The 24886-nt window shown below is 38.6% G+C and carries 22 protein-coding genes; 7 read left to right on the forward strand and 15 right to left on the reverse strand.

The genetic code is table 11. The annotated features are described in order from the left end of the window. Position 1: 1 nt before the first annotated feature. Together LIX50_RS04225 and xseA are read left to right on the forward strand one after the other, a co-directional pair. Positions 2–1216 (forward strand): cupin domain-containing protein, encoded by a 1215-nt coding sequence (locus tag LIX50_RS04225; RefSeq protein WP_048953848.1) that lies wholly within the window; start codon positions 2–4, stop codon positions 1214–1216. Position 1217: 1 nt separating this feature from the next. Then, the gene (gene xseA, locus LIX50_RS04230) at positions 1218–2537 is read left to right on the forward strand and encodes an exodeoxyribonuclease VII large subunit (protein WP_226385899.1); all 1320 of its coding nucleotides are present in this window, start codon (positions 1218–1220) and stop codon (positions 2535–2537) included. A gap of 64 nt (positions 2538–2601) precedes the next feature. Here xseA and LIX50_RS04235 read toward each other — a convergent pair whose 3' ends face one another. Then, positions 2602–3921, reverse strand: coding sequence for an NCS2 family permease (locus LIX50_RS04235; protein WP_140523787.1), 1320 nt, complete (start codon positions 3919–3921; stop codon positions 2602–2604). Positions 3922–4154: 233 nt separating this feature from the next. Between LIX50_RS04235 and LIX50_RS04240 the strand changes: the two genes are divergently transcribed. Together LIX50_RS04240 and LIX50_RS04245 are read left to right on the forward strand one after the other, a co-directional pair. Continuing rightward, positions 4155–4685: an inorganic diphosphatase gene (locus tag LIX50_RS04240; protein ID WP_048953851.1), complete on the forward strand. Its 531-nt coding sequence runs from the start codon at positions 4155–4157 to the stop codon at positions 4683–4685. A gap of 329 nt (positions 4686–5014) precedes the next feature. After that, positions 5015–7252, forward strand: a complete 2238-nt coding sequence (locus tag LIX50_RS04245) for a nitric-oxide reductase large subunit (protein WP_140523791.1) — start codon at positions 5015–5017, stop codon at positions 7250–7252. A gap of 198 nt (positions 7253–7450) precedes the next feature. Here the strand turns inward: LIX50_RS04245 and mglC are convergent, their stop codons facing one another. The 4 genes from mglC to LIX50_RS04265 all read right to left on the reverse strand — a co-directional run bounded on the left by mglC (position 7451) and on the right by LIX50_RS04265 (position 12244). Then, a complete protein-coding gene (gene mglC / locus LIX50_RS04250; protein WP_048953854.1) occupies positions 7451–8461 on the reverse strand; it encodes a galactose/methyl galactoside ABC transporter permease MglC in 1011 nt (336 codons plus the stop codon). A gap of 15 nt (positions 8462–8476) precedes the next feature. Beyond that, complete coding sequence (gene mglA, locus LIX50_RS04255; protein WP_140523794.1) at positions 8477–9997, reverse strand: galactose/methyl galactoside ABC transporter ATP-binding protein MglA; 1521 nt, start codon at positions 9995–9997, stop codon at positions 8477–8479. A gap of 65 nt (positions 9998–10062) precedes the next feature. Further along, positions 10063–11058, reverse strand: coding sequence for a galactose/glucose ABC transporter substrate-binding protein MglB (gene mglB, locus LIX50_RS04260; RefSeq protein ID WP_140523797.1), 996 nt, complete (start codon positions 11056–11058; stop codon positions 10063–10065). 187 nt (positions 11059–11245) lie between these two features. Next, positions 11246–12244, reverse strand: coding sequence for a substrate-binding domain-containing protein (locus LIX50_RS04265; protein WP_140523800.1), 999 nt, complete (start codon positions 12242–12244; stop codon positions 11246–11248). A 210-nt stretch (positions 12245–12454) separates the two neighbouring features. Here LIX50_RS04265 and galT point away from each other — a divergent pair, with 210 nt between their 5' ends. From galT to galM, 3 genes are all read left to right on the forward strand, one after another. Continuing rightward, the gene (gene galT, locus LIX50_RS04270) at positions 12455–13504 is read left to right on the forward strand and encodes a galactose-1-phosphate uridylyltransferase (RefSeq protein WP_048953858.1); all 1050 of its coding nucleotides are present in this window, start codon (positions 12455–12457) and stop codon (positions 13502–13504) included. Positions 13505–13573: 69 nt separating this feature from the next. After that, the gene (galK, locus tag LIX50_RS04275) at positions 13574–14728 is read left to right on the forward strand and encodes a galactokinase (protein ID WP_140523805.1); all 1155 of its coding nucleotides are present in this window, start codon (positions 13574–13576) and stop codon (positions 14726–14728) included. Between the two features lie 9 nt (positions 14729–14737). Continuing rightward, a complete protein-coding gene (gene galM / locus LIX50_RS04280) occupies positions 14738–15766 on the forward strand; it encodes a galactose-1-epimerase (protein ID WP_140523809.1) in 1029 nt (342 codons plus the stop codon). 90 nt (positions 15767–15856) lie between these two features. Here the strand turns inward: galM and murA are convergent, their stop codons facing one another. The 10 genes from murA to LIX50_RS04330 form a co-directional block, all read right to left on the reverse strand. Further along, complete coding sequence (murA, locus tag LIX50_RS04285; protein ID WP_140523813.1) at positions 15857–17131, reverse strand: UDP-N-acetylglucosamine 1-carboxyvinyltransferase; 1275 nt, start codon at positions 17129–17131, stop codon at positions 15857–15859. 10 nt (positions 17132–17141) lie between these two features. Beyond that, positions 17142–17399: a BolA family protein gene (locus LIX50_RS04290; RefSeq protein WP_005631356.1), complete on the reverse strand. Its 258-nt coding sequence runs from the start codon at positions 17397–17399 to the stop codon at positions 17142–17144. Between the two features lie 11 nt (positions 17400–17410). Continuing rightward, a complete protein-coding gene (locus LIX50_RS04295; protein WP_065265308.1) occupies positions 17411–17737 on the reverse strand; it encodes a lipid asymmetry maintenance protein MlaB in 327 nt (108 codons plus the stop codon). Between the two features lie 10 nt (positions 17738–17747). Next, positions 17748–18392 carry a phospholipid-binding protein MlaC gene (gene mlaC, locus LIX50_RS04300; RefSeq protein ID WP_179222720.1) on the reverse strand — a complete coding sequence of 215 codons (645 nt, stop codon included), beginning with the start codon at positions 18390–18392 and terminating at the stop codon, positions 17748–17750. 28 nt (positions 18393–18420) lie between these two features. Then, a complete protein-coding gene (gene mlaD / locus LIX50_RS04305) occupies positions 18421–18927 on the reverse strand; it encodes an outer membrane lipid asymmetry maintenance protein MlaD (protein ID WP_005636837.1) in 507 nt (168 codons plus the stop codon). 9 nt (positions 18928–18936) lie between these two features. After that, positions 18937–19722: a lipid asymmetry maintenance ABC transporter permease subunit MlaE gene (mlaE, locus tag LIX50_RS04310; protein ID WP_005628334.1), complete on the reverse strand. Its 786-nt coding sequence runs from the start codon at positions 19720–19722 to the stop codon at positions 18937–18939. Then, positions 19719–20513 carry a phospholipid ABC transporter ATP-binding protein MlaF gene (gene mlaF / locus LIX50_RS04315; protein WP_226385900.1) on the reverse strand — a complete coding sequence of 265 codons (795 nt, stop codon included), beginning with the start codon at positions 20511–20513 and terminating at the stop codon, positions 19719–19721. The genes mlaE and mlaF overlap by 4 nt, the downstream gene beginning before the upstream one ends. A 39-nt stretch (positions 20514–20552) precedes the next feature. Next, a complete protein-coding gene (gene lnt, locus LIX50_RS04320) occupies positions 20553–22091 on the reverse strand; it encodes an apolipoprotein N-acyltransferase (RefSeq protein ID WP_080351571.1) in 1539 nt (512 codons plus the stop codon). 122 nt (positions 22092–22213) lie between these two features. Next, positions 22214–23113, reverse strand: a complete 900-nt coding sequence (gene corC, locus LIX50_RS04325; RefSeq protein ID WP_048953876.1) for a CNNM family magnesium/cobalt transport protein CorC — start codon at positions 23111–23113, stop codon at positions 22214–22216. A 14-nt stretch (positions 23114–23127) separates the two neighbouring features. After that, positions 23128–24885: a DUF3413 domain-containing protein gene (locus tag LIX50_RS04330; protein ID WP_048953878.1), complete on the reverse strand. Its 1758-nt coding sequence runs from the start codon at positions 24883–24885 to the stop codon at positions 23128–23130. Between the last annotated feature and the right edge of the window lies 1 nt (position 24886).

Raw genomic sequence — 24886 nt, forward strand, 5'->3', positions numbered from 1 at the left:
AATGACCGCACTTTCATCTGTTGATTTTTGTTTACCTGACCATATCACGCCAGAAATTTTTCTACGCGATTATTGGCAGAAAAAGCCACTTGTGATTCGTAACGGTTTGCCTGAAATCGTTGGGCAGTTTGAGCCACAAGATATTATTGAACTCGCGCAAAACGAAGATGTTACCGCTCGTTTAGTGAAGACATTTTCTGATGATGATTGGAAAGTTTTTTTTAGTCCCTTGAGTGACAAGGATTTTCAAAAGTTACCAGAAAAATGGTCGGTGTTAGTTCAAAATTTGGAGCAATGGTCTCCTGAATTAGGACAGCTTTGGAACAAATTTAGCTTTATACCTCAGTGGCAACGTGACGATATTATGGTGTCTTATGCCCCTAAGGGAGGCTCTGTTGGTAAACATTATGATGAGTATGATGTATTCTTAGTGCAAGGATATGGTCATCGCCGTTGGCAATTAGGTAAATGGTGTGATCCAAGTACCGAATTTAAATCTAATCAGCCAATTCGAATTTTTGATGATATGGGTGAATTGGTGATTGATGAAGTGATGAATCCGGGCGATATTCTCTATATTCCGGCCCGTATGGCGCATTATGGTGTGGCTGAAGATGATTGTTTAACCTTTTCTTTTGGCTTGCGTTATCCAAATTTAAGCAATTTAATTGATGGCGTAAGTAAAGGTTTTTGTCATCAAGATCCTGATTTGAATTTAAGTGAATTTGATTTACCGCTACGTTTAAGCCAGTCTGTACAACGTACAGGTAAACTTGCGGATGAAAATATTCAAGCAATGAAACAGCTTTTATTGGATAAATTGGCTCATTCAGAAGCTTTTGATGCGTTGTTTAAGCAAGCCGTAGCAAGTTCGGTGAGTTCTCGTCGTTACGAGTTATTAGTCTCTGATGAAATGTGTGATCCTGATGAAGTGCGGTCAATTTTAGAAGAGGATGGGGCATTCCTTTCTCAAGACAACAATTGTAAATTGCTTTACACCGAAAATCCGCTGCGAATTTATGCTAATGGTGAGTGGTTAGATGAACTTAATGTGATTGAGACCGAAGTGTTGAAACGCTTATCTAATGGTGAAAGTTTGGATTGGGCATTTTTATCAAATCTAGTGAATGAAACCGAAGATCCTGAAACCTCAATGGATCTACTGTTGGATTCAATTTGTAACTGGGTTGATGATGGTTGGGCGTTAATTGAATAATATGTCAGACAATATTTATTCCGTATCTCAACTGAATTCTGCTGCGCGCCAGATGCTCGAAGGGAATTTTTCACAAATTTGGTTAACGGGTGAAATTTCCAATTTTACGCAACCCGTGTCTGGGCATTGGTATTTAACGCTGAAAGATGAAAATGCGCAGGTGCGTTGTGCGATGTTTCGCATGAAAAATTTGCGTGTTGCTTTTCGTCCGCAAAATGGGATGCAAGTGCTTGTGCGTGCCAATGTGAGTTTATATGAGCCTCGTGGTGATTATCAGCTTATTATTGATTCCATGCATCCCGCCGGTGAAGGTTTATTGCAACAGCAGTTTGAAGCATTAAAAATGAAGTTGGCTGCGGAAGGATTGTTTGCTCAAAATCTTAAGAAAAATCTACCGCACTTTAGTAAAGCGGTTGGGATTATTACTTCTTCTACAGGTGCGGCATTGCAAGATATTTTGCATATTTTGGCACGTCGTGATCCAAGTTTAAAAGTTGTTATTTATCCCACTGCGGTTCAAGGCAAAGAGGCGACCGCAGAAATTGTGCAAATGATTGAACTTGCCAATCTGCGACAAGAAGTGGATGTATTAATTGTTGGCCGTGGTGGTGGTTCATTAGAAGATCTTTGGTGTTTTAATGAAGAAGAAGTGGCGAGAGCGATTTTTCGTTCAACCTTACCCATTATCAGTGCTGTAGGACATGAAACGGATGTGACGATTGCCGATTTTGTGGCAGATCTTCGTGCGCCGACCCCTTCAGCTGCGGCTGAATTAGTGAGTCGTAATCAAGATGAATTATTGCAACAACTTCGCCATCAACAACAACGTTTAGATATGGCATTTGATCGTTTATTTACGCGAAAAAGCCAGCGTTTGAAACAGCTAACCTTACGATTGCAAAATCAACATCCACAGAATCAATTACGCACTCAACAAGCGAAAAATGAACAGCTTGCGCATCGCTTGCAACTTGCTATATTACGTCAGTTTGAAAATACACAACAAAAATTCACCGCACTTTCTTCTCGTTTGAAACAAAATCCATTGCCATATCGATTGCAACGTCATCAACAACGCTTAGAGCAGTTACAAGTGCGGTTAAATTTTTGTGTAAATCGCCAAGTGACGAAACGTCAAAATAAACTGGCAACGTTATGTGGAAAACTGGATGGCTTAAGCCCGTTGAAGGTATTAGCAAGAGGTTATTCCATTGCGGAAAACGCTCAAGGAAAAGCAATAATAAGTACTCAAGATGTGAAGAAAGGTGAATGCATCACGACGCAAGTTAAAGACGGAAGAATTATCAGTAAAGTTATATAATATTTATCATTTACATCAATAAGTAAAGGGAGTAGCAAATGAGATACTCCCTTTTGTTATTTAATTATGACAATGCCCAACCGCCTGCATAGAATGCAACGAGTACGATTGCAATAATCACAGTCCCTACATTTAAGCGTTTAATATCTCCACTCACGATTCTTCCAATTACTAATGCCGCAAAACCTAACATAATACCTGTTACAATGTTAGCAGTAAGTACGATAAATACTGCGCATATTAATCCGCTCATCGCGCCAACGAAATCATCGAAATCTAATTTGCTTACATTGCTTAACATTAATAAACCAACATACATTAATGCTGGAGCTGTTGCGTATCCAGGCACTAAGAAAGCTAATGGTTGAAAGAAAAGCATTAATAGGAATAACACACCAACAACGATTGCAGTAATGCCTGTTTTACCGCCTGCTGCTGTTCCTGCTGCTGACTCAATGTAAACGGCAGCTGGTGCTGTACCGAATAAGCCTGAGAATAAGCTACTGATTGAGTCTGAAGTTAGGGCTTTACCGCCATTGATAATTTGACCATCTTTATCAAGTAAGTTTGCTTGACCTGCAACTGCGCGAATTGTACCCGTTGCATCAAATACGGCTGTCATCACCAAAGCAAATACGACAGGTAAGATTGTGGGTTGTAGTGCGCCCATAAAGTCTAATTGTAAGAAAAGAGAACTTTCACCAAAGGTTGGCATTTTAAAAATCTCTCCGCCAAATTTTACATTTGGATCAAAAATTAAACCTACAATAGTAATAGCGATAATTACCCATAAAATGCCGCCTTTAATTTTCATTTTTTCAAGGCCGATAATGAGCGCTAAACCAATTAAGGACATCATTACAGGGAATGAGGTGAAATCGCCTAATTTTACTGGTAAGCCAGCTTGGTTGCTGACGACTAAACCAACGCCATTTGCCGCAATTAAAAGTAAAAAGAGTCCGATACCAATGCCCGCTCCGTGAGCGATACTGGATGGTAAATTACGCAAGATCCATGCACGAATACCTGTGGCAGAAATTAAAGTAAACACAATCCCCATTAAGAATACGGCGCCTAGCGCAACGGGAATGGCGACCTTTTGACCAATCACTAAGCTAAATGCCGTAAAAGCAGTAAGAGAAATTGCACAACCAATTGCCATTGGTGCATTTGCCCATAAGCCGATTAAGATAGAGCCTAAGCCCGCAACTAAACAGGTGGCAATAAAGACAGATTCAGCGGGAAAACCTGCAGCACTTAGCATATTGGGTACCACGATGACAGAATAAACCATTGCTAAAAACGTGGTTAAACCTGCGATAATTTCTTGACGAACAGTTGAACCACGTTGCTTGAGCTCAAATGTTTTTTCTAAAGTTGGCATAGTGTTCCTTAAAGTTGAGTGAAAAATTGAAGTGAATAAGGTGCGCTATTTTACATCATAAAAATGAGAAGTAAACGTTTGCGTGAGTTTTGTTTAGGATAAAGTGCGGTCAAATTTATGAATAGTTATGAAATAATCTATTTGCTGATTTTCTCTACAAATGAGACTGCGAGTCAGCAGAAAAACTGCTATACTTGTCATGTTTTTTAACTTGATAAAATGAAGGAAACAAAATGGCTGATTTTAATCAAATTTTAACGCCAGGCGATGTAGATGCTGGCATTATCAATGTAGTAAATGAAATTCCCGAAGGTAGCTGTCATAAAATTGAATGGAACCGTAAAGTTGCGGCATTCCAATTAGATCGTGTTGAGCCAGCAATTTTTGCAAAACCAACTAACTATGGTTTCATTCCACAAACTTTAGATGAAGATGGCGATGAGTTAGATGTGTTATTGATCACTCGCCAACCATTAGCAACAGGTGTATTCCTTGAAGCTAAAGTAATTGGTGTCATGAAATTTGTTGATGATGGTGAAGTGGATGACAAAATCGTTTGTGTTCCTGCAGATGATCGTGATACAGGCAATGCATACAATTCATTAGCAGATTTACCGGCAAACTTAATTAAACAAATTGAGTTCCATTTCAATAACTATAAAGCGCTTAAGAAACCTGGCTCAACGAAAGTAACGCATTGGGGCAATGTAGAAGAAGCAAAAGAAGTGATTCGTGAGTCTATTAAACGTTGGAATGAGCGTTAATTAACTTTAAAGATAAAAGAGCGGTGATATTTCACCGCTCTTTGTATTAGAATTACACAAACCAATTTTAATCTCGCCAATCACTCCAATTTTAATTTTGAATAAGCATCTGATTACTAAACATTTAAGTGTGGTTAAATCATTTTTTTAATCACACTTTTTTTGATTCCAATCAAAATAACCTACTAATTTAGTCAATTACTTTGTTTGAGGTATTATTTTAACGCTATAATACCCGATATAATTAGTCAAGTATTTTACTTTATGTAAAATATTTGCCTATGATTTTAAATAGGAAGTTAATTTTTCAATAACCTAGGAGTGATAAAATGGGACAGTATAAAAAGTTCTGGTACCTATTAGTCGCCGTATTGATTGGGTCATTCTCAATTCTGGGCTACTATGGGTTCGAAGTTTATCGTGAAGCACCGCCGATTCCACAACAATATGTTTCTGAATCTGGCGAAAAAGTGATTACGCACGATGATATTTTACATGGTCAAACCGCTTGGCAAACTACAGGCGGTATGCAAGTAGGGTCAGTTTGGGGTCATGGTGCATATCAAGCACCAGACTGGACAGCGGATTGGCTTCACCGTGAACTAACCAACTGGTTGGACATTACAGCGAATCAAGAGCTTGGTAAAAACTTCGCTGATTTAAATGATGAACAACAAACTTTATTAAAAGCGCGTTTAACCAAAGAATATCGCGGTAGTAAAGTTGAAAACGGTACCGTTGTGCTTTCTAACACCCGTTTAGCAGCAATGGAAAAAACGGCACAATACTACATCTCTTTATATGGTGATGATCCTGCAACCAAAATGACCCGTGAACACTTTGCGATGAAGGATAATACTCTTCCTGATTTACAAGCTCGTAAAGACTTAGCTAAATTCTTCTTCTGGACAGCATGGACTGCCTCAGCTGAACGTCCAAATACTCATGCAAGTTATACCAACAACTGGCCACATGAGCCGTTAATCAACAACGTACCAACACCAGAAAACGTAATTTGGTCTATTGCAAGTGTCGTATTCCTCATTGCAGGTATTGGTTTCGTGGTATGGATTTGGTCATTCAAAAAACGTGAAGATGAAAAAGAACCAGCAACACCTGAATTCGATCCACTTACCAAATTACAACTTACTCCTTCTCAACGTTCGTTAGGTAAATACCTCTTCACTGTGCTTGCATTATTCTTGCTGCAAGTGAACTTAGGGGCGATTGTTGCTCACTATACCGTTGAAGGTCAAGAATTCTATGGTATTGATATTTCTCAATACTTACCTTATTCATTAGTACGTACATGGCATATTCAAGCAGCCTTATTCTGGATTGCAATGGCATTCTTAGCTGGTGGTTTATTCCTTGCACCAATCATTAATGGCGGTAAAGATCCGAAATTCCAAAAATTGGGTGTAGATCTTCTCTACTGGGCATTAGTGGTATTAGTAGTGGGTTCATTTACTGGTAGCTATTTAGCAATTGCACATATTCTTCCTGAAGAATGGAGCTTCATGTTCGGTCACCAAGGTTACGAATTTATTGATTTAGGTCGTTTCTGGCAAGCGGTAAAATTTGCAGGTATCTTATTCTGGTTAGTCTTAATGCTTCGCGGCACAGTGAACGCATTCAAACAACCTGGAGACAAAAACTTATTAGCGTTATTCTTCGCTTCCGTCATTGCGATCGGTCTATTCTATGGCCCAGCACTATTCTACGGCGAGCACACTCACATTTCTGTGATGGAATACTGGCGTTGGTGGGTAGTTCACCTATGGGTAGAAGGCTTCTTCGAAGTATTCTCTGTAGCGGCACTCTCATTCATCTTTGTAAGTTTAGGTTTAGTTTCACGTCGTACTGCGACCGTGGCAACCATTACTGAAGCAGCGTTGTTCTTAATCGGTGGTATCCCTGGTACTTTCCACCACTTATACTTCGCGGGAGCAACAACCCCAATTATTGCTGTGGGTGCATCATTCTCTGCACTTGAAGTAGTACCTTTAGTGTTATTAGGTCACGAAGCGTGGGAACACTGGGCAATGAAACAAAAAGCACCTTGGATGGAACGCTTAAAATGGCCTCTTTACTGCTTCGTAGCCGTTGCATTCTGGAATATGCTAGGTGCTGGCGTATTTGGTTTCTTAATCAACCCACCAATTTCACTCTACTATGTTCAAGGCTTGAACACGACTGCTGTTCACGCTCACGCGGCATTATTCGGTGTGTATGGCTTCTTGGCATTAGGTTTCGTCTTCTTAATCGCTCGTTATTTACGTCCAGATACACCATTTAACGATAAGTTAATGAAATGGGGCTTCTGGTTATTAAACGGCGGTTTAGTACTGATGATCGTATCAAGCTTACTACCTATCGGCGTTATCCAAGGATATGCAAGTATCTCAGAAGGCTTATGGTATGCACGTAGTGAAGAATTTATGCAACAGCCATTATTCGATACCTTACGTTGGGTACGTCTAGGCGGTGATGTGGTATTCATCTTCGGTGCACTAGCCTTCTTCTGGCAAATCTTTACAATGATTTTCTTCAGACCTAAACATTAATTAGGCCTTCCCAAAAGCGACTTATGTAAAAGTAAGTCGCTTTTTATTTATATAGACTATAAATACTTAATGATTGATTTCAACATAGTTACCAAGAAGTATCTCTTTCAGAATTCTACCTACCTTTAAGATTTATATAAAAAATAACCGCACTTTACAAAGTGCGGTTATTTTCTCTACTCTTTTTATCTAGAATAATTATTTCTTCTTCGCATATTTTAATGAGTCAATGGCTACCGCTAAAATAATAATGCTACCTTTGATGATGTATTGCCAGTAAGGGTTTACACCGATGTAAGTTAAACCGTAGTTGATAACTGTAAAGATGATAACGCCAGTGATGACACCAATTACAGTACCTACACCACCCGCGAAGGATACACCACCCACTACGCAAGCTGCAATCGCATCTAATTCATACATAAAACCTAAGTTGTTAGTTGCAGAACCTATACGGCCCGCTTCGAGCATACCACCAAAGGCATAAAACACACCGGCGATCATATAAATCACAACTAAATTACGTGCAACATTCACGCCTGAAACTTTTGCTGCTTCCGGATTTCCCCCAATAGCAAAGATATTTTTACCAAAACGGGTTTTGTTCCACATTATCCACACCAAAAATGAAGCAATTGCAGCATAAATAGTAATATAAGAAAGCTTGAAACTCCCAATTCGGAAAAAGCCTTGAGCAAATGTTGAGAAATTTTCACTAAAACCAGCGATTGGCGATCCACCTACAGCATCATAGTATAGTGAGTTGAAACCATATACGATAATCATGGTTCCCATAGTTGCAATAAACGGTGTTACATTTAAGTAAGCAATAACCAATCCATTTATTAAACCAATAATTGCTCCCACAGCACAAACGGCAAGAATAACAACAGGAATTGGAATTTCACCCATTTCAGGAAATACGCGGTTCATATTTTCCATTGATTGCAACATAGTTGCAGAGATAACTGCAGCCAAACCAACTTGACGACCAGCAGATAAGTCCGTTCCTTGTGTAATTAATAAACCAGCAACCCCAAGTGCAATAATTAAACGAACTGAAGATTGAGTTAAAATATTACTAAAGTTCATCAAATTTAAGAATGTTGGATCTTGCGCAATAATAATACCGAGCAAAATCAATAGCACAAAATAAATGGCATTTTGCTTTAAGAAATCAAAGGATTTGTTTTTTTGTAAGGCACTCATAATCTGTTCCTTTTGTTATAAATATTTCGCAGCGAGTTGCAAGATTTCTTCTTGTGAAGTTTTTGCAGTTTCTACAATACCCGCCAATTTACCGTTACTCATCACTAAAATACGGTCAGTTACACCTAGTAATTCAGGCATTTCTGATGAAATCATAATAATGCCTTTGTCTTTTTTAGCGAGTTCTTGAATGAGTTGGTAAATTTCAAATTTAGCCCCAATGTCGATACCGCGTGTCGGCTCATCAAGCATCAGAATTTCAGGTTGAGTTAAAAGCCAACGACCAATAATGACCTTTTGTTGGTTACCGCCAGAAAGAGAACCAATTGTTGTTCTATGTGATGGTGTTTTAACATTCATTGAATCAATCACCCACTGGGTATCACTTTTCATTTTCTTCGTGCTAAGTAATTTCCATGGTGTGAGATAAGATTTCATATTTGAAATCAATGAGTTAAATTCAATGCTTAAATTAGAGTAAATACCTGTTGAACGACGCTCTTCAGTTACCAATGCAAAGCCATTATTAATTGCTTCAAGTGCGGTATGATTTTTCACGGTTTTTCCGTGTAACTTGATAGTTCCTTCGGTTAATTCACGTACGCCAAAAATAGCTTCAACGATATCAGTACGTTTAGCCCCCACAAGGCCTGCAATACCGAGAATTTCACCTTTTCGTAATTCAAAAGATACGTCTTGAATGGATGGTTGATTTTTAGCGGTAAGATTTTCCACCTGTAAAATTACTTCTTTTGGCGTGTTTGTTTTTTCAGGGAAACGCTGTGTTAATTCACGACCTACCATCATTCCGACAATTTGTTCCATGCTGGATTCTTTCACGTTTACCGTGTTGATCCACTTACCATCGCGTAAAATAGTAATTTCATCACAGATTTTGAAGATTTCATCCATTTTGTGAGAAATATAAATAATTCCACAACCGCGTTGTTTTAATTTGTCGATAATTTTAAATAGATGCTCAACTTCTTTTTCAGAAAGCGAGGATGTTGGTTCATCCATGATTACGATTTTAGCGTTATACGAGAACGCCTTCGCAATTTCAATCATCTGCATTTGAGAAACTGAAAGTCTGGCGACCTTTTCTTTAGGATCTACATCAATATCCAATTCATCAAAAATCGCTTTAGTATCACGGTACATTTTCGCGTGATCGACAAAAGGTCCCTTAAGTGGATAGCGTCCAAGCCACAAGTTATCCATTACGCTAGTTTGGCGCACGAGGTTGAGTTCTTGGTGCACCATTGAAATACCATTCTCAAGGGCTTCTTTAGATGTTTTAAAATTGACGGGTTGACCTAAGAAAAGGATTTCACCTTCATCTTTGGCATAAATGCCGAATAAGCATTTTAGTAATGTAGATTTGCCCGCGCCGTTCTCACCCATTAAAGCATGAACAGAATGTGAACGAACCGTTAAGTTTGCGTTATCTAAGGCTTTTACGCCTGGAAAGGACTTGCAGACATTGGTCATTGTGAGCAGCACTTGGCTGTCTTGACTTTGAGTTTGAGATGTCATATCCAACCTCGTTAAAAAGGGGAAGGGCAACTTCCCCTTGGATTACAACAAAAATTGATGAGAAATTATTTTAAGAAGTCGCCTAAGTTGTCTTTATCTACACCAACATAAGGGATACGTACAACACGATCTTTTAATTCCCATTTTGTGCCTTCAGTTGCTGCTTTGCCTTGTGCTAAGTTGTTAGATAATTGAACAACTGCTTTACCTTGGTTCACACCATCGTTTAACACCGTACCTGCAAGTTCACCTTTTTTGATGAGTTGTAATGCTTCTGGTAATGCATCCACACCGAAGATAGGGAGTTTTTTACCATGTGCTTTGGTTGCTTCTAATGCGCCTAATGCCATACCATCGTTGTTAGAAATGATTACTTCAATGTCGTTCGCTTTAGAGCTAGATAACCAAGCATCTACTTTATCTTTCGCCATTGCAGCATCCCACATACCAGTATCAATAAATAATTGTTCGGTTTGGATACCTTTCGCATTAAGTTCTTCAACTACAAATTTTGTACGCGCTTCAGCATCTGGATGACCTGGTTCACCTTTTAATAATACGAATTGGATTTTGCCATCTTTATTTAAGTCTAGAGCTGGATTCGCTTTCCATTGTTTTGCAATTAAATCCCCTTGAATTAAGCCTGATTCTTTTGGATCAGTACCTACATAGTAAGCGTGTTCATAAGAACCGATAGCTTTTGCACCAGGATCTTTATTAAAGAATACAACAGGAATGTTATCTGGTTTTGCTTTGCCAATAATGGTTGGTGCTGCAGCCGGGTCAACTAAGTTAATTGCAAGAGCCTTCACACCTTTGGAAAGTAATACATCAACTTGGTCATTTTGAATTGATTGTGCATTTTGGGAGTCATTCATTAAAAGTTTAATACCGCCAACTGCTTTAGCCTCTTTGTCGATCTCTTTACGCATTAATGACATAAAATTATCATCATATTTGTAAATAGTGATGCCGATTTTACTATCGGCTGCAAAACTTGAAGATACTGCTCCTAAACCGATAGCCAAAGCAACCGCACTTAATACTGCTGTTTTTTTCATAATAACGCTCCTATTTTGGAATGTTGATGTTAGAGATAAATATTGCATGACATTCTGCAATTGATACCATATTAGCGAATAATTTACTCAGAATCTGTGATCAAACTCACATAAAATGAAAACGATTACATTAAAAATTCGGATTTGTGATCGCCATCACATTTTATGCGTGCGTTCACCTTCGAATTTAGATAGATTCCACAGAAAAACGACGTACTAATGTTGGGTTAAATTGAATTGTTGATGGCGTTTTCACCTCATTATCGACAAGGCTTAATGCAAGGTTGGCTGCATAAGTTGCCATTAAATCAATAGGATAGCGAATGGTTGTCAATTTAGGAATTAAATAACGAGCAATTGGCATATCGTCAAAACCAATGATTGAAAATTGGCTTGGTACACTAATATTGTTTTCATTGAGAACTGAAATGGCTCCTGCCGCCATTGAATCGTTATAAGCTACGACCGCAGTGAGATCTTTGTTATAACTAAGTAAATCAATCATTGCTTTTTCACCACCCTCGAAGTCTGGTGAATTATGTGTTATGGCATGCTCAATAATTGGATAATTGTGATCTTTTAATGCAGTAAGATAACCATCTCGACGCTCAATTTCATCGAAAATTGCATGGTTAGATCCAATATATGCGATATGTTTATGACCACAGCGGATAAGCATTTCTGTTGCTAAGTAGGTTCCTTTTTTATTGTCTAAACTTACGCAACGATTTTCATAGCCTTGAATCACTCGGTTGATAATCACCATTCCTGGTACTGTTTTTAAATAATGGCTAAGTTCATCGTCGGATAACGCTTTGGAATGCACAACTAAACAACTACAACGCTTGCGAAGTAAAGTATCAATAGCTTCACGTTCCTTCTCTGCATGGTGATAGCCAATGCCAATCAAGATTGTTTTACGGTGTGCTTCTGCGACTTTATCTACGGCTTTCACTAAAATAGCAAAAAATGAGTCTGTTACATCGGTGACAACCACACCAATAGTATCTGTGTTTTGTATCGCAAGGGCTTTAGCATTTGCATTTGGTTGATAATTAAGTTGTTCTATTGCTTGTTTTACTGTAAGTCGGGTATCTTCACTGACTGAGGGATGTTGATTTACAACACGAGAAACAGTCGCAATAGATACATGGGCTAATTCGGCTACATCATGAATGGTGCTCATGGAATGCTCTCCATAATGAAATCACGTTTCTTATTATGTTCTTTCTAGATAAAATTGAAAGCGGTTACTTTCTGATTTGTAACCGAGATCACAAAAAACTTTCAGCGATTTTCCCATTATGTGATACTGATCACGGTTTATTTTTGTGAATTTGCTATCTTATGCGCAGTCTTTTGTGTAACCGTTTACAATTTAGAAAGGGAGCCAATTATGAGTGATATTTTTGAACCAACAGAGCATCCACATCGTCGCTATAATCCGTTAATTGATCAATGGGTTTTGGTATCACCACATCGTGCTAAGCGTCCATGGCAAGGGCAACAAGAAAAAGTGAATGAAGAACAAAAACCAAGTTATGATCCAACTTGTTATCTTTGCCCGAGTAATAAGCGTATTACAGGTGAATTAAATCCAGATTATCGTAAACCTTATGTGTTTAAAAATGATTTTTCCGCGCTTTTAGAAGATACGCCAGCCCCTGAAAAATCCTCAGATCCACTTTTCCAGAGTTCTCAAGCTCGTGGTGAAAGTCGAGTCATTTGTTTCTCTCCAGATCATAGTAAAACATTGCCATTATTGACCGCACTTGAGATTGAAGAAGTGATTAAAGTATGGCAAGAGCAACTTCGTGAACTTGGCGCGAAATACCAATGGGTGCAAATTTTTGAAAACAAAGGGGCGGCAATGGGTTGTTCGAACCCACATCCGCATGGCCAAATCTGGGCGAACAGTTTCTTACCAAATGAAGTTGCTCGTGAAGATCGCACACAACGTGATTATTTACTAGAACATGGTTCTGTAATGTTGGTTGATTATGTGAAACGAGAACTGGAGTTACAGGAACGTATTGTCGTTGAAACTGAGCATTGGGTAGCTTTAGTGCCTTATTGGGCTGTTTGGCCATTTGAAACATTGCTTTTACCAAAAGCTCATGTAAAACGTTTAACTGAATTAAGTGACGAACAATCAAAAGATCTTGCGGTTATTTTGAAAAAATTGACGACCAAATACGACAATCTATTTGAGACCTCTTTCCCATATTCAATGGGATTCCATGCCGCACCATTTAATGGCGAAGATAACGAACATTGGCAGCTACATGCTCATTTTTACCCTCCTCTTTTACGCTCAGCAACCGTGCGTAAATTTATGGTGGGATATGAAATGTTAGGCGAAAGCCAACGCGATTTAACGGCGGAACAGGCCGCAGAGCGATTATGTGCTTTGAGTGAAGTTCATTATAAAGAAAGAACTAAATAATATAGCCAGTCCCTCTCTTTACAAAAGAGGGGGTAGATCGAGTACAGATTTAATATAAAGGATAGAAATATGACCCCAATCCAAAATGCTCAACAAATTTTCAATAAACAGAATAAAAATTTGCCAGAAATTACCATCTATGCACCTGGCCGAGTAAATATCATCGGCGAACATACCGACTACAACGACGGCTTTGTTATGCCTTGTGCGATTAATTTTGGTACGGCCGTTTCTGGTACAAAACGAGATGATCATATTTGGAATGTTTATGCAGCGGATCTTGATGAAACTGATGAATTTTCTCTCAATACTGAAATTCCTAAGAGTGAACACAAGTGGGCTAATTACGTGCGTGGGGTTGTAAAATTTATCCAAGAACGTTACCCGCACTTTCAACAAGGTGCAAATTTAGTGATTTCTGGAAATGTGCCGCTTTCTTCTGGATTAAGTTCATCTGCAGCGTTAGAAGTTGCGGTGGGTAAATTTTGCCAACAACTTGGCGATTTACCACTTTCTCACACGGATATTGCATTGAATGGGCAAAAAGCGGAAAACCAATTTGTTGGCGCAAATTGTGGCAATATGGATCAGTTAATTTCCGCACTTGGGCAGGAAAATCACTTACTGATGATCGATTGTCGTAGTCTTGAAACCATTCCAACACCCGTGCCACAAGATGTCGCCGTTATTATTGTGAACTCAAACGTACCGCACGATTTGGTAACGGGTGAATACAATACTCGCCGTCAGCAATGTGAAGACGCAGCAAAATTTTTTGGAGTAAAAGCATTGCGTGATGTTTCAGTTGAACAATTCCGAAAAAGAGAAGCAGAATTGACCGCACTTTCACCATTAGCAGCAAAACGTGCTCGTCATGTCGTCACAGAAAATCAACGAGTACTCGATGCAGTGGAAGCATTGAAGAAGAATGATTTGACCCGTTTAGGTGAGTTAATGGGGGAATCTCATGATTCAATGCGTGATGATTTTGAAATCACCGTGCCACAAATTGATTATTTAGTTGAATTGGCCCAACTTGTTATTGGCAAAGGTGGCGGGGCACGTATGACGGGCGGCGGTTTTGGTGGTTGTATTGTAGCACTTGCACCACATGATAAAGTCGATGCAGTTCGTAAAATTATTGCGGATAATTACGAGAAAACGACTGGTTTAAAAGAAACTTTTTATGTGTGCACTGCATCACAAGGTGTTCGAGTGATTTAAGAGAAAATGATGTTAGAACAAACCACTTTTAATGCGCCTGATGGTGCACCTTATCAGCTGATAATCCTACAAAATGAAAATGGAATGTGTGTTCAATTTATGGATTGGGGGGCAACTTGGCTTTCTTGTAAAGTGCCAGTAAATGGCACTTTACGCGAGGTTTTATTGGGTTGTAAGGTAGAGGACTATCCCACTCATCAAAGCTATTTAGGCGCAAGCATAGGGCGTTATGCAAATCGTATTGCAAATGCACAATTTGAATTGAATGGTGAACTCATTAAATTGAGAAGTAATCAAGGTAAACATCAGCTTCATGGAGGAGAGGGCTTTGATAAACGCCGTTGGAAAATTCAAGAGTGCGGTGAGAATTTTGTGTGTTTTTCATTACATTCAGAGGATGGTGATCAAGGTTTTCCTGGTAATGTGGATGTGTCTGTAATCTATACGCTAACAGATGATAATAGCGTAAAAATTGAATATGCAGGGATCTGCGATAAGGATACCGCGTTAAACTTAACAAATCACGCCTATTTCAATTTAGAAAATGCAGAGCAAGGCAGTGACGTGCGTGAACATACATTACGTTTAAATGCTGATTTTTATCTGCCTGTAGATAATGAGGGGATTCCTAATTCTCCATTAAAGCACGTAGTGAATACGAGTTTTGACTTCCGTATTGCTAAACCTATCAAACAAGATTTTTTGCAAGGGGAGCAGCAAGCAACAAAAGGTTACGATCATTCCTTTATTGTCAATAAAGCTTGGCAAAAGCCTTGCGTGTTACTGACTTCTCCAACTGGCGATTTAAGTTTAGAAGTAAGAACCTCGCAAGCCGCATTGCAGTTTTATACGGGTAATTATCTTGCTGATACACCAACGAGAAATGGCGAATTATATGCCGATTTTTCTGGCGTAGCACTGGAAACTCAATGTTTACCCGACACCCCAAATCATCCTGAATGGCAAAATTACGGTGGCATTCAAAAAGCAGGCGAACGATATTGTCAATGGACGGAATTTAAGTTTTTTAAAAAGTAATAATTACTGATAAACAGAGGGCTAATTTCTGAAAAATTCGAAATTAGCCCCTATATTAGATTAGATGAATCTAATAGTTAGTTTATTTTATTAAACTTCGCTCTCTCCAGAGAAACGTTCAATTCTAGCACCTAAACAACGAAGTTTTTCTTCTATATGTTCATAACCACGATCGATATGATAAATACGATCTACTATGGTTTCACCTGTTGCGATACAACCTGCAAGAACCAAACTGATTGATGCACGTAAATCTGTCGCCATCACTTCTGCACCAGATAACTGTTCAACACCATGACATACGGCAGTATTCCCTTCAATTTCAGCTTTTCCGCCCATGCGAATTAATTCAGGAATATGCATAAAACGATTTTCAAAAATCGTTTCAGTAATAATACTTGTGCCCTCTGCCACCATATTTAATAAGGTGAATTGAGCCTGCATATCAGTAGGGAAACCTGGATGTGGCGCAGTACGAATATTCACTGCTTTAGGGCGATTTCCAAGCATATCTAAAGTGATACTATTCTCAGTAACATCAACTTGAGCGCCAGCTTCACGAAGTTTATCAATCACTGCATCTAAAGTATCAGCCTTAGTATTTTGACAAACAACACGACCACCCGAAATTGCTGCGGCAATTAAGAATGTACCCGTTTCAATACGATCTGGCACGACACTATGCTCACAACCAGTTAAACATTCAACACCTTCAATCGTAATGTGATCAGAACCTGCACCAGATATTTTCGCGCCCATTTTATTGAGGAAGTCAGCGGTATCTACAATTTCAGGCTCACGAGCCGCGTTTTCAATCACTGTGGTGCCTTTCGCAAGCGTTGCTGCCATCATAATAGATAAAGTTGCACCTACGCTCACTTTTTCCATTACAATACGTGTTCCCACAAGGCGATCTAATACTTGTGCTTTTACATATCCTTCTTCAAGAACGATGTCCGCGCCTAATTTTTCTAAACCGCTAATATGGAGATCAACTGGACGAGCACCGATAGAGCAACCACCAGGTAACGATACTTGGCCTTGATGAAAACGAGCAACCAAAGGCGCCAATGCCCAAATTGAAGCACGCATGGTTTTAACTAATTCATAAGGGGCAGTGAAATGATCGATATTCGATGCATCTAATAAAACTGAGCCAGTTTCATCACGATCTACCACCACGCCTAATTTACGTAAAATTTTCAAAGTGGTTTCAATATCTTTAAGCGCAGGCACGTTCGTGAGTTTAACTGGTTTTGTTGCCAAAATAGCGGCAAAAAGAATTGGAAGTGCGGCATTTTTTGCACCTGAAATATTCACAGTTCCACTTAAACGAGATTGCCCATAAACACGAAATTTTTCCATTTTTGAATCCTTAATTAAGTTGGTTTAATGCACGATCACGTTTCCACTTTTCAGTGGTATAAGTTTTAATTGTTAACGCGTGAATTTCGCCAGTAGTAAAATAAGCCATTAACGGAGCATAAATTGTTTGTTGTTGTTTTACGCGAGAAAGTGCGGCAATTTCATCACTCACTACAATCACGCCAAAATGCGCGTTTTCACCTTGAGCATAAACCTCTTCTACGTTTAGCGCATCTTTTAAAATTCGTTCAATTTCTTGAAGTTCCATCAGATTTCCGTTTAATTAAGATCTGTAAAATTTGCGATCCAATCAGACAAACCAACAAGATCTGCAAGGGTTAATAATTGTTTTGGTGGATAAACTAATCGCACTGTTTTGTTAAGCTTTTGACACTCTCGTAAAAAATCACAAAGCGCTGCAAAACCAGCTGAATCAATATGTTGAATACCAGACAAATCCCATTCAACAACTGTTTTATCCAGCGCATTAGCAGATAAAAAAACGTCACGTTGCTGCCACATAGGCAACAACGTGTTGCGAGATAGCTCCCCTGACAAAAGGAGCGCTATCTTATCATCATTTTTCTTTAAATCCCAATTTAACATGGCAACAAAATTATTTGCTGAATGTTACAGGTTGAGCGGCTGATTTTTGTACTTGAGCCGTTAATGCATCAATACCCTGTTGACGTAAGATACTACTCCATTCTTGTTGTTTTGTTACAACCATACTCACGCCCTCAGCAACCATGTCATAAGCTAACCATTCACCCGTTTTACCATTCTTACGCCATTTAAAATCTAATTTAATTGGTGCTGCACCATTGGTTTGAATAATATTCACACGAATATTTACTAAGTTTTTATCACCTAATGCTTTTTCTGGCTCAATTTGGATTTGTTGATTTGAATATGCCGTTAATACTTGTGCATAAGCTTGTTCAATAAAATCACCAAAAGCTTTAAAGAATTTTTCACGTTGTTCAGGTGTAGTAGATTTGAAATGAGAACCTAGCACCAAAGAACCAGCATAATTAACTTGAACATAAGGTAGTAAATCATTACGAACGATAGTACGTAGATAATTTGGGTTCTTTTTAATCTGGCTTTGATTTGCCTGAATATCAGAAAACAATTTATCTGACGCTTGTTGCATTAATACATAAGGACTTGTTTCAGCCATAGCAGTACCAGCAGCAAAAAGTGCGGTAAATACTAAGGTTAAAATTGCAAACCATTTTTTCACTTGGAAAAATTTCATCATAAATCTCCTAAATAAATGTGAGTTGTTATTGTACTGTAGGCTCAGTCTTTTCACTGTTACCATCAGATTTTTTATCGCCGTAAAGGAATTGGCCGATTAAATCCTCCAACACCATCGCAGATTTTGTATCTTGAATTTGGCTACCTTCTTTAAGCATAGCCGATTCACCATCATCAAACCCCATTGTCAATGCAATATATTGCTCACCCAATAAACCAGATGTCTTAATTGATAAAGAACTGTTTTCTGGAATTTCATTATATTCCTGATTAATTGCAATACTGACTTTGGGTAAATAGCTTTTTTCATCAAGCGTAATACCGCTCACACGCCCAATAACCACTCCACCAACTTTTAATGGTGCACGTACTTTTAGTCCACCAATATTATCAAAAGTTGCCGTCACAGTATAAGATTTCGTCTCACCAAAACCTTGTACGTTGGCTACGCGTAAACCTAAAAAAACTAAGGCGCCAATACCAAGTAATAAAAATAACCCGACCCAAAATTCATATTTAATTGTTTGTCTCATAAAAAATCCTTAACCTGCTCCAAACATAATAGCAGTCAAAATAAAATCTAATCCTAGAACAACAAGAGAGGCATGCACGACTGTTCGTGTTGTAGCTTGGCTGATGCCTTCTGATGTTGGCATACAATCATAACCATTAAAAAGCGCAATCCAAGTTACGGCAACAGCAAAGAAAACCGCTTTAATAAAGCCATTTAAAATATCATAGCTCCAACTCACGGAATTTTGCATCACAGACCAAAAGCTACCCGAATCAACACCTTTCCAATCCACACCAACTAAGGAACCGCCCCAAATACCAATCGCGATAAACAAGATTGACAAAATTGGCATGGAAATAACTCCCGCCCAAAAACGAGGTGCAATCACTCGACGTAAAGGATCAACAGCCATCATTTCAAGACTAGAAAGTTGTTCAGTAGCTTTCATTAAGCCTATTTCAGCCGTCAATGCAGAACCTGCTCGACCCGCGAATAAAAGTGCGGTAACAACAGGCCCTAATTCTCGTAAAAGAGAAAGCGCTACAAGCTGTCCCAAACTTGTTTCAGCAGAAAAATCGACTAACACAACATAACCTTGTAGTCCTAATACCATTCCAATAAATAAACCGGACAACAAAATAATGAGTAACGATTGGACACCTAAAACATGCATTTGCTTCACAAGCAAAGGAAAATGCTTACGAATTTGTGGCTTGCCGATCAAAGCGCCAAATAACATAAAGCCTGCTCGCCCTAAGGCACGGAAAAAGTCAATCACCTGTTTTCCCAAAGCAGAAATAAAATTGACGATCATTCAAACAATTCCTTCACATAATCTTGCGCTGGGTACTTAAAGCGCACAGGACCATCAGATTCACCTTTTAAGAATTGCACCACGCGCGGATCTTGGCTCTGTAAAAGCTGCTCAGACGTTCCTTCTGCGATAACTTTTTGGTCTGCAATAATATAGGCATAATCTGCAATACTCAATACTTCTTCCACATCGTGCGACACCACGATAGAAGTCAAATTTAACGCTTCATTTAATCGTTTAATCAAGCTCAAAATTACGCCCATACTGATTGGATCTTGCCCAGTAAATGGCTCATCAAACATAATTAAATCAGGATCAAGTGCAATAGCGCGCGCTAATGCAGCTCGACGAGCCATACCTCCGGAAAGTTCTGAAGGCATCAATGCGGCAGCGCCTCGCAACCCAACCGCCTCCAATTTCATCAATACGATTTGACGAATTAAACTTTCAGGCAAATGCGTATGTTCACGAATTGGAAAGGCGACATTATCAAAAGTAGAAATATCCGTAAAAAGCGCACCGGATTGGAATAACATCCCCATCCGCTTGCGTATTTCGTACAGTTCACTATTAGATAGGCGACAAATATCTTGCCCATCAAACAAAATTTCACCTTGTTCTGGTATCAGTTGCCCACCTATCAATTTAAGTAAGGTGGTTTTACCAATCCCCGACGGCCCCATAATCGCAGTGATTTTTCCCTTTTTTACTTGCAAATTCAGGTTATCGTAAATCACGCGATCACCGCGTTTAAAGGTGAGATTCTTAACTTCAATTAGATTTTGATTCATTAAAATCTCGTTTATAAATAAAAAGTGCGGTCGTTTTGACTATCGTTTTTGTGAAAGGTTCATCTTACGACGAACAAACGCCATCATGCCGTGTAATACTAAAAACAACAATGATAAAGCATATAAAGGCATATTTCCTAGCACAAAATAAGGGGTTTTGCCTTCCGCAGGTGCAATTTTCTGCGTCAACGTTGTTTCAATAAACTGTGGTGCCTGCGCTAACACCTTACCTTGTGCATCAACAAAGACTGAAATCCCCGTATTCGTTGCACGAATAAGTGGTTTACCCAATTCTAAAGCGCGCATTCTTGCCATCTGTAAATGTTGCCAAGGCCCAATCGAATCACCAAACCAGGCATCATTAGAAATTGTGAGCAAATAATCCGTATCTTGTTTCAAATTTTGCCGCACTTGCTCACCGAAAATAATCTCATAGCAAATTGCTGGCGAAAAAGTGCGTTTTTTTGCCATTAAAGATGGCTGAATCGCATCTCCACTTTGAAATGCAGACATCGGCAAATTAAACACGGAATTCAGTGGTCGCAGAATACTTTCTAGTGGAACATATTCACCGAAAGGCACGAGATGATGCTTACTATAACGATTTAACGTATCTGGCTGATAAGGAAAGTCTGGGTTTCCAGCAGTCATAATAGAATTAAGCAATTTACCAGATTTCGTATCTTGGAATACCGTGCCAATCATTATCTCCGTTTTCGTTTCTTTAGCAGCACGATCTAATCCTTCAAAAAATGGGGTAATCGCATTTTCAAGAGTTGGCAACGCTGATTCAGGCAAAATAATTAAATCTGTTTTACCAAGATTTTCTGCAATTAATTTTTGATAAATCTCCAAAGTAGAATAGAAATAAGCAGGATCCCATTTGAGATTTTGTTCAATATTTCCTTGAGCAAGCGTGACTGAAATTGCCTTATCTTCAACAGCTTTTACAAAGTGAATTCGGGATGAATAAGCACTTAATCCCCCCACGATGATCAATAACAAAACATTCGCCAAGACTAATTTAAGATTTTTCGTTTTAAACAAAGATGAAACGAGATTAAAAATTACAGCACTTGCCCAAACGGTAAAGAACGTCAATCCTGTTACCCCAAAAATCGGGGCGATGCCATAAAATGGACTGTCAATTTGTGTATAACCAAACTGAAGCCAAGGAAAACCGGTAAAAATCCAACCTCGTAAAAATTCTGTCAATGTCCAAATCACGGCAAAAATTACCGCACTTTGAACATTGAAACGCTGAACCAAATAGGTAAAGAACATCGGGTATAGCGCAAGATAAGCCGCAAGTAAACCGACAAGGAAATAACTCACACCTAAAGACGCGCCGCCAAATTGGTGAATACTGACATTAAGCCAACTCACCCCAAAGCAGAAAAATCCGATCGACCACAAAAACGTCGCTAAAAGTGCGGTGGATTTTTTAGGATTTTTAGCGACATAAAGTAAACCGAGTAAAGACACATAGGCTAAAGGCCAATAATCAAATGGCGAGAAGGCAAAAACACCGACTAAACCAGATATAATCGCAATAAGATAAGTAAAATATTTATTCATAAATTCAATTATATTTTGCACGCCCTCACGAGCGTCTTTTGTGTTGAAATTTAAAATTCCATTCCAAGTAAATAAAAAGCACGCGTTAGAAAACGCGCGCCATCATTGAGGATGATAAAATGCTATTCGGCTTTTTCTTCCACATCATCCATTTCTGCCAAATGTTCATCTGGCACAGTCACTCGAAGTTGAATCAATCGGCGACTATCTGCCGAGGTGACTTTAAATTGAAGATTTTTCAACATAATTTCTTCACCACGTTTTGGTAAATAACCAAAAGTTTGCATAATTAGCCCACCAATGGTATCCACTTCTTCATCATCAAAATCCGTATTAAATTGCGCATTGAAATCATCAATATCTGTGAGCGCACGTACAGCATAAGTATGACGAGAAAGCTGACGAATATCTGCGACCTCTTCTTCATCAAATTCATCTTCAATATCGCCAACAATTTGTTCCAGTATATCTTCAATGGTAACAAGGCCGGATACCGCACCAAATTCGTCCACCACAATAGCCATATGGAAACGCTCAGAGCGGAAATCTTTCAACATACGATCCACTCTTTTGCTTTCTGGCACAATCACGACGGGACGTAATAATAAAGATAAATCAAACTCTTCGGCATCTTCACGTAAAAATTTCAATAAATCTTTTGCATGCAAAATGCCTACGATATTATCGCGATCATCTGCATCGGCAATCACAGGAAAACGAGAATGTGCGGATTCAATAATTGTGTTTAAACAAGTATTTAAATCTTGTTGATCTTCAATAAAAATAATTTGTGAACGAGGAATCATAATATCTCGAACACGAAGCTCCGCGATTTCCATCACGCCTTCTATCATTTCACGCGTATTTTGATCAATTAAATCGTTTTGTTCTGAATCGCGAATCACTTCCACAAGTTCTTCACGATTTTTTAGTTCACCTTGAAAAAAGCGACCAAATAAAGATTGAAAAAAAGTTTTTTTCGTATTTTCAGATTGGTTTAAATTTTGCTGTTCGTCGTTCATATTATTTTATCTATCTATTTTTCAAAAAATTGATTTTCAAGTTGAAACGTTTCCAAGAATAAGCCTAACGGCGGTCTATCCGAAGATTGCTCCTCATAGTTAGGGTTAAACTTTTTGTAGTTACCTTTACGATTAATATGATATTGAGTGCCATCTGATTGAATAATTACATTCCAATTAAAATTAGACGCTTGAACCCAATCGCGCCCGCTCAGGTCAAATAAATTAGCCCCTTGTGTATAATCCATTAATCTATTTTCTACATGGAAAATTTGTCTCATCAATGCAGGTAAAATATCGGTATGACTGCTTAACCCATATTGCTTGCCTACCGGTAAATCTTTCCAATATACAAGCAATGGCACTTGAACTTCATCGCGCCCAAAGTAGTTTTCTCGCTCTTTTTCATTCATTTCATTAAAGGTTACACCATGCTCTGACGTGATAATGACTAATGTATTTTCAAGCGGTGTACTTTCTAACGCTTTTGCTAAAAGAGAATCAATGTCCTGCAAAGTGCGGTCATAATCTGATGGATTTTTAGCCTCCAAGGCTAAATCCAAATAAGCAAACCAAGGGGAGTCTGTTTTTTGCGCTTTAATAAAATCATTGAGATTTTTTACCGCACTTTCATTATTGGGTTTGTTGGTTTTATTTGATGGAAGTTTTATTTCACGAAATAATGCTTGGCGGAAGACGCTATCTTTGAAATTCGTAGCAGAAAATAAACCCAATTGATAATTTTCAGCACGTAATTTTTCGATTAAAACAGATTGGGTATGATTGCTTAAAACGCTATCGGTGTAATTTGCATTTAGCCCGTAAAATAACCCAATTAAGCCTGCGTTGTTACTGTTACCTGTGCTGTAATGATTAGTGAATTCTGTTGAACTTGTCGCAAATTCAGCAAGTTTTGGCATCTTTTCACTAGAAATCGCATCATGGCGCAAACCTGAAACCGTTACGATCAGAATATTAGATTTATGCGTAATTGGTGCATAAGTGAGTTCTTTTTTCGGATAATCAATTTTTAAGGCATCTAAACGACCTTCTTGCTCCAATTTTTGCGTATATTCTTCTCCATCCAAGAAACCGTGTTTTTCTAAAAAAGAACGAGCTGTCATTGGATAAGATAAAGGGAAATTAGAACGTTGCATGGTGATAGGACGATACAAATAAGCATCAGCCCAAGCATAAATTAAATGCGTCGCAATGAACGTTGCGGTTAAGAATATGCCAGTACTTTTTAGCCATTTTTGGCGTTCAAGACTGCGTAATTTTTCCCAACTCCAGCGAGAAAATAACATTTGAGCCAGTAAAATTATTGGCATTGGTGCAAAGAAAATTTGCCAATCGCGTGACATTTCACCATTTTCTGGATTGACCAGCAAATTCCATACAACAGAGGATAAATGCAGATTAAAACGATTGAAAACGGCGGTATCAAATAATAATAAGGTTATACAAATCGTGGAAAAAATCACGGTTAATCCGCGAAAAGTGCGGTGGTTTTTAACAATGAAACTCAGTGGAAAGACCACGAGTAAGTACAACGCAAAAACATTGAAACTGAAATGCCCGAGCAAACTCACAAAGAAATAAAGTTTTCCTGCGAGAGTATCTGGCCAGTCAATGATAAAGGCATAACGAGTGCCAATAAGAATAGCAACAATAATATTAAAAAAGGCAAACCAATGACCCCACGAGATTTTTCGTGAAACGTCATCGCGGTATTGTTTGCCACTGAAGGTGCCTTTTTTAATCCATTTCATA

The organism is Haemophilus sp. Marseille-P9675, from assembly GCF_916862695.1.
In the GTDB taxonomy this organism is placed as follows: domain Bacteria; phylum Pseudomonadota; class Gammaproteobacteria; order Enterobacterales; family Pasteurellaceae; genus Haemophilus; species Haemophilus haemolyticus_K.

Excerpts from the sequence above, each read along its gene's own strand:
- galT (WP_048953858.1), top strand. The coding sequence starts at position 12,455 with ATGAGTGATATTTTTGAACCAACAGAGCATCCACATCGTCGCTATAAT.
- LIX50_RS04225 (WP_048953848.1), top strand. The coding sequence starts at position 2 with ATGACCGCACTTTCATCTGTTGATTTTTGTTTACCTGACCATATCACG.
- corC (WP_048953876.1), bottom strand. The coding sequence starts at position 23,113 with ATGAACGACGAACAGCAAAATTTAAACCAATCTGAAAATACGAAAAAA.
- galK (WP_140523805.1), top strand. The coding sequence starts at position 13,574 with ATGACCCCAATCCAAAATGCTCAACAAATTTTCAATAAACAGAATAAA.
- LIX50_RS04245 (WP_140523791.1), top strand. The coding sequence starts at position 5,015 with ATGGGACAGTATAAAAAGTTCTGGTACCTATTAGTCGCCGTATTGATT.
- mlaE (WP_005628334.1), bottom strand. The coding sequence starts at position 19,722 with ATGATCGTCAATTTTATTTCTGCTTTGGGAAAACAGGTGATTGACTTT.
- mglA (WP_140523794.1), bottom strand. The coding sequence starts at position 9,997 with ATGACATCTCAAACTCAAAGTCAAGACAGCCAAGTGCTGCTCACAATG.
- LIX50_RS04240 (WP_048953851.1), top strand. The coding sequence starts at position 4,155 with ATGGCTGATTTTAATCAAATTTTAACGCCAGGCGATGTAGATGCTGGC.
- mlaD (WP_005636837.1), bottom strand. The coding sequence starts at position 18,927 with ATGAGACAAACAATTAAATATGAATTTTGGGTCGGGTTATTTTTATTA.
- mlaF (WP_226385900.1), bottom strand. The coding sequence starts at position 20,513 with ATGAATCAAAATCTAATTGAAGTTAAGAATCTCACCTTTAAACGCGGT.
- galM (WP_140523809.1), top strand. The coding sequence starts at position 14,738 with ATGTTAGAACAAACCACTTTTAATGCGCCTGATGGTGCACCTTATCAG.
- mglC (WP_048953854.1), bottom strand. The coding sequence starts at position 8,461 with ATGAGTGCCTTACAAAAAAACAAATCCTTTGATTTCTTAAAGCAAAAT.
- LIX50_RS04295 (WP_065265308.1), bottom strand. The coding sequence starts at position 17,737 with ATGTTAAATTGGGATTTAAAGAAAAATGATGATAAGATAGCGCTCCTT.
- murA (WP_140523813.1), bottom strand. The coding sequence starts at position 17,131 with ATGGAAAAATTTCGTGTTTATGGGCAATCTCGTTTAAGTGGAACTGTG.
- LIX50_RS04290 (WP_005631356.1), bottom strand. The coding sequence starts at position 17,399 with ATGGAACTTCAAGAAATTGAACGAATTTTAAAAGATGCGCTAAACGTA.
- xseA (WP_226385899.1), top strand. The coding sequence starts at position 1,218 with ATGTCAGACAATATTTATTCCGTATCTCAACTGAATTCTGCTGCGCGC.
- mlaC (WP_179222720.1), bottom strand. The coding sequence starts at position 18,392 with ATGAAATTTTTCCAAGTGAAAAAATGGTTTGCAATTTTAACCTTAGTA.
- LIX50_RS04330 (WP_048953878.1), bottom strand. The coding sequence starts at position 24,885 with ATGAAATGGATTAAAAAAGGCACCTTCAGTGGCAAACAATACCGCGAT.
- mglB (WP_140523797.1), bottom strand. The coding sequence starts at position 11,058 with ATGAAAAAAACAGCAGTATTAAGTGCGGTTGCTTTGGCTATCGGTTTA.
- LIX50_RS04235 (WP_140523787.1), bottom strand. The coding sequence starts at position 3,921 with ATGCCAACTTTAGAAAAAACATTTGAGCTCAAGCAACGTGGTTCAACT.
- LIX50_RS04265 (WP_140523800.1), bottom strand. The coding sequence starts at position 12,244 with ATGAGCACCATTCATGATGTAGCCGAATTAGCCCATGTATCTATTGCG.
- lnt (WP_080351571.1), bottom strand. The coding sequence starts at position 22,091 with ATGAATAAATATTTTACTTATCTTATTGCGATTATATCTGGTTTAGTC.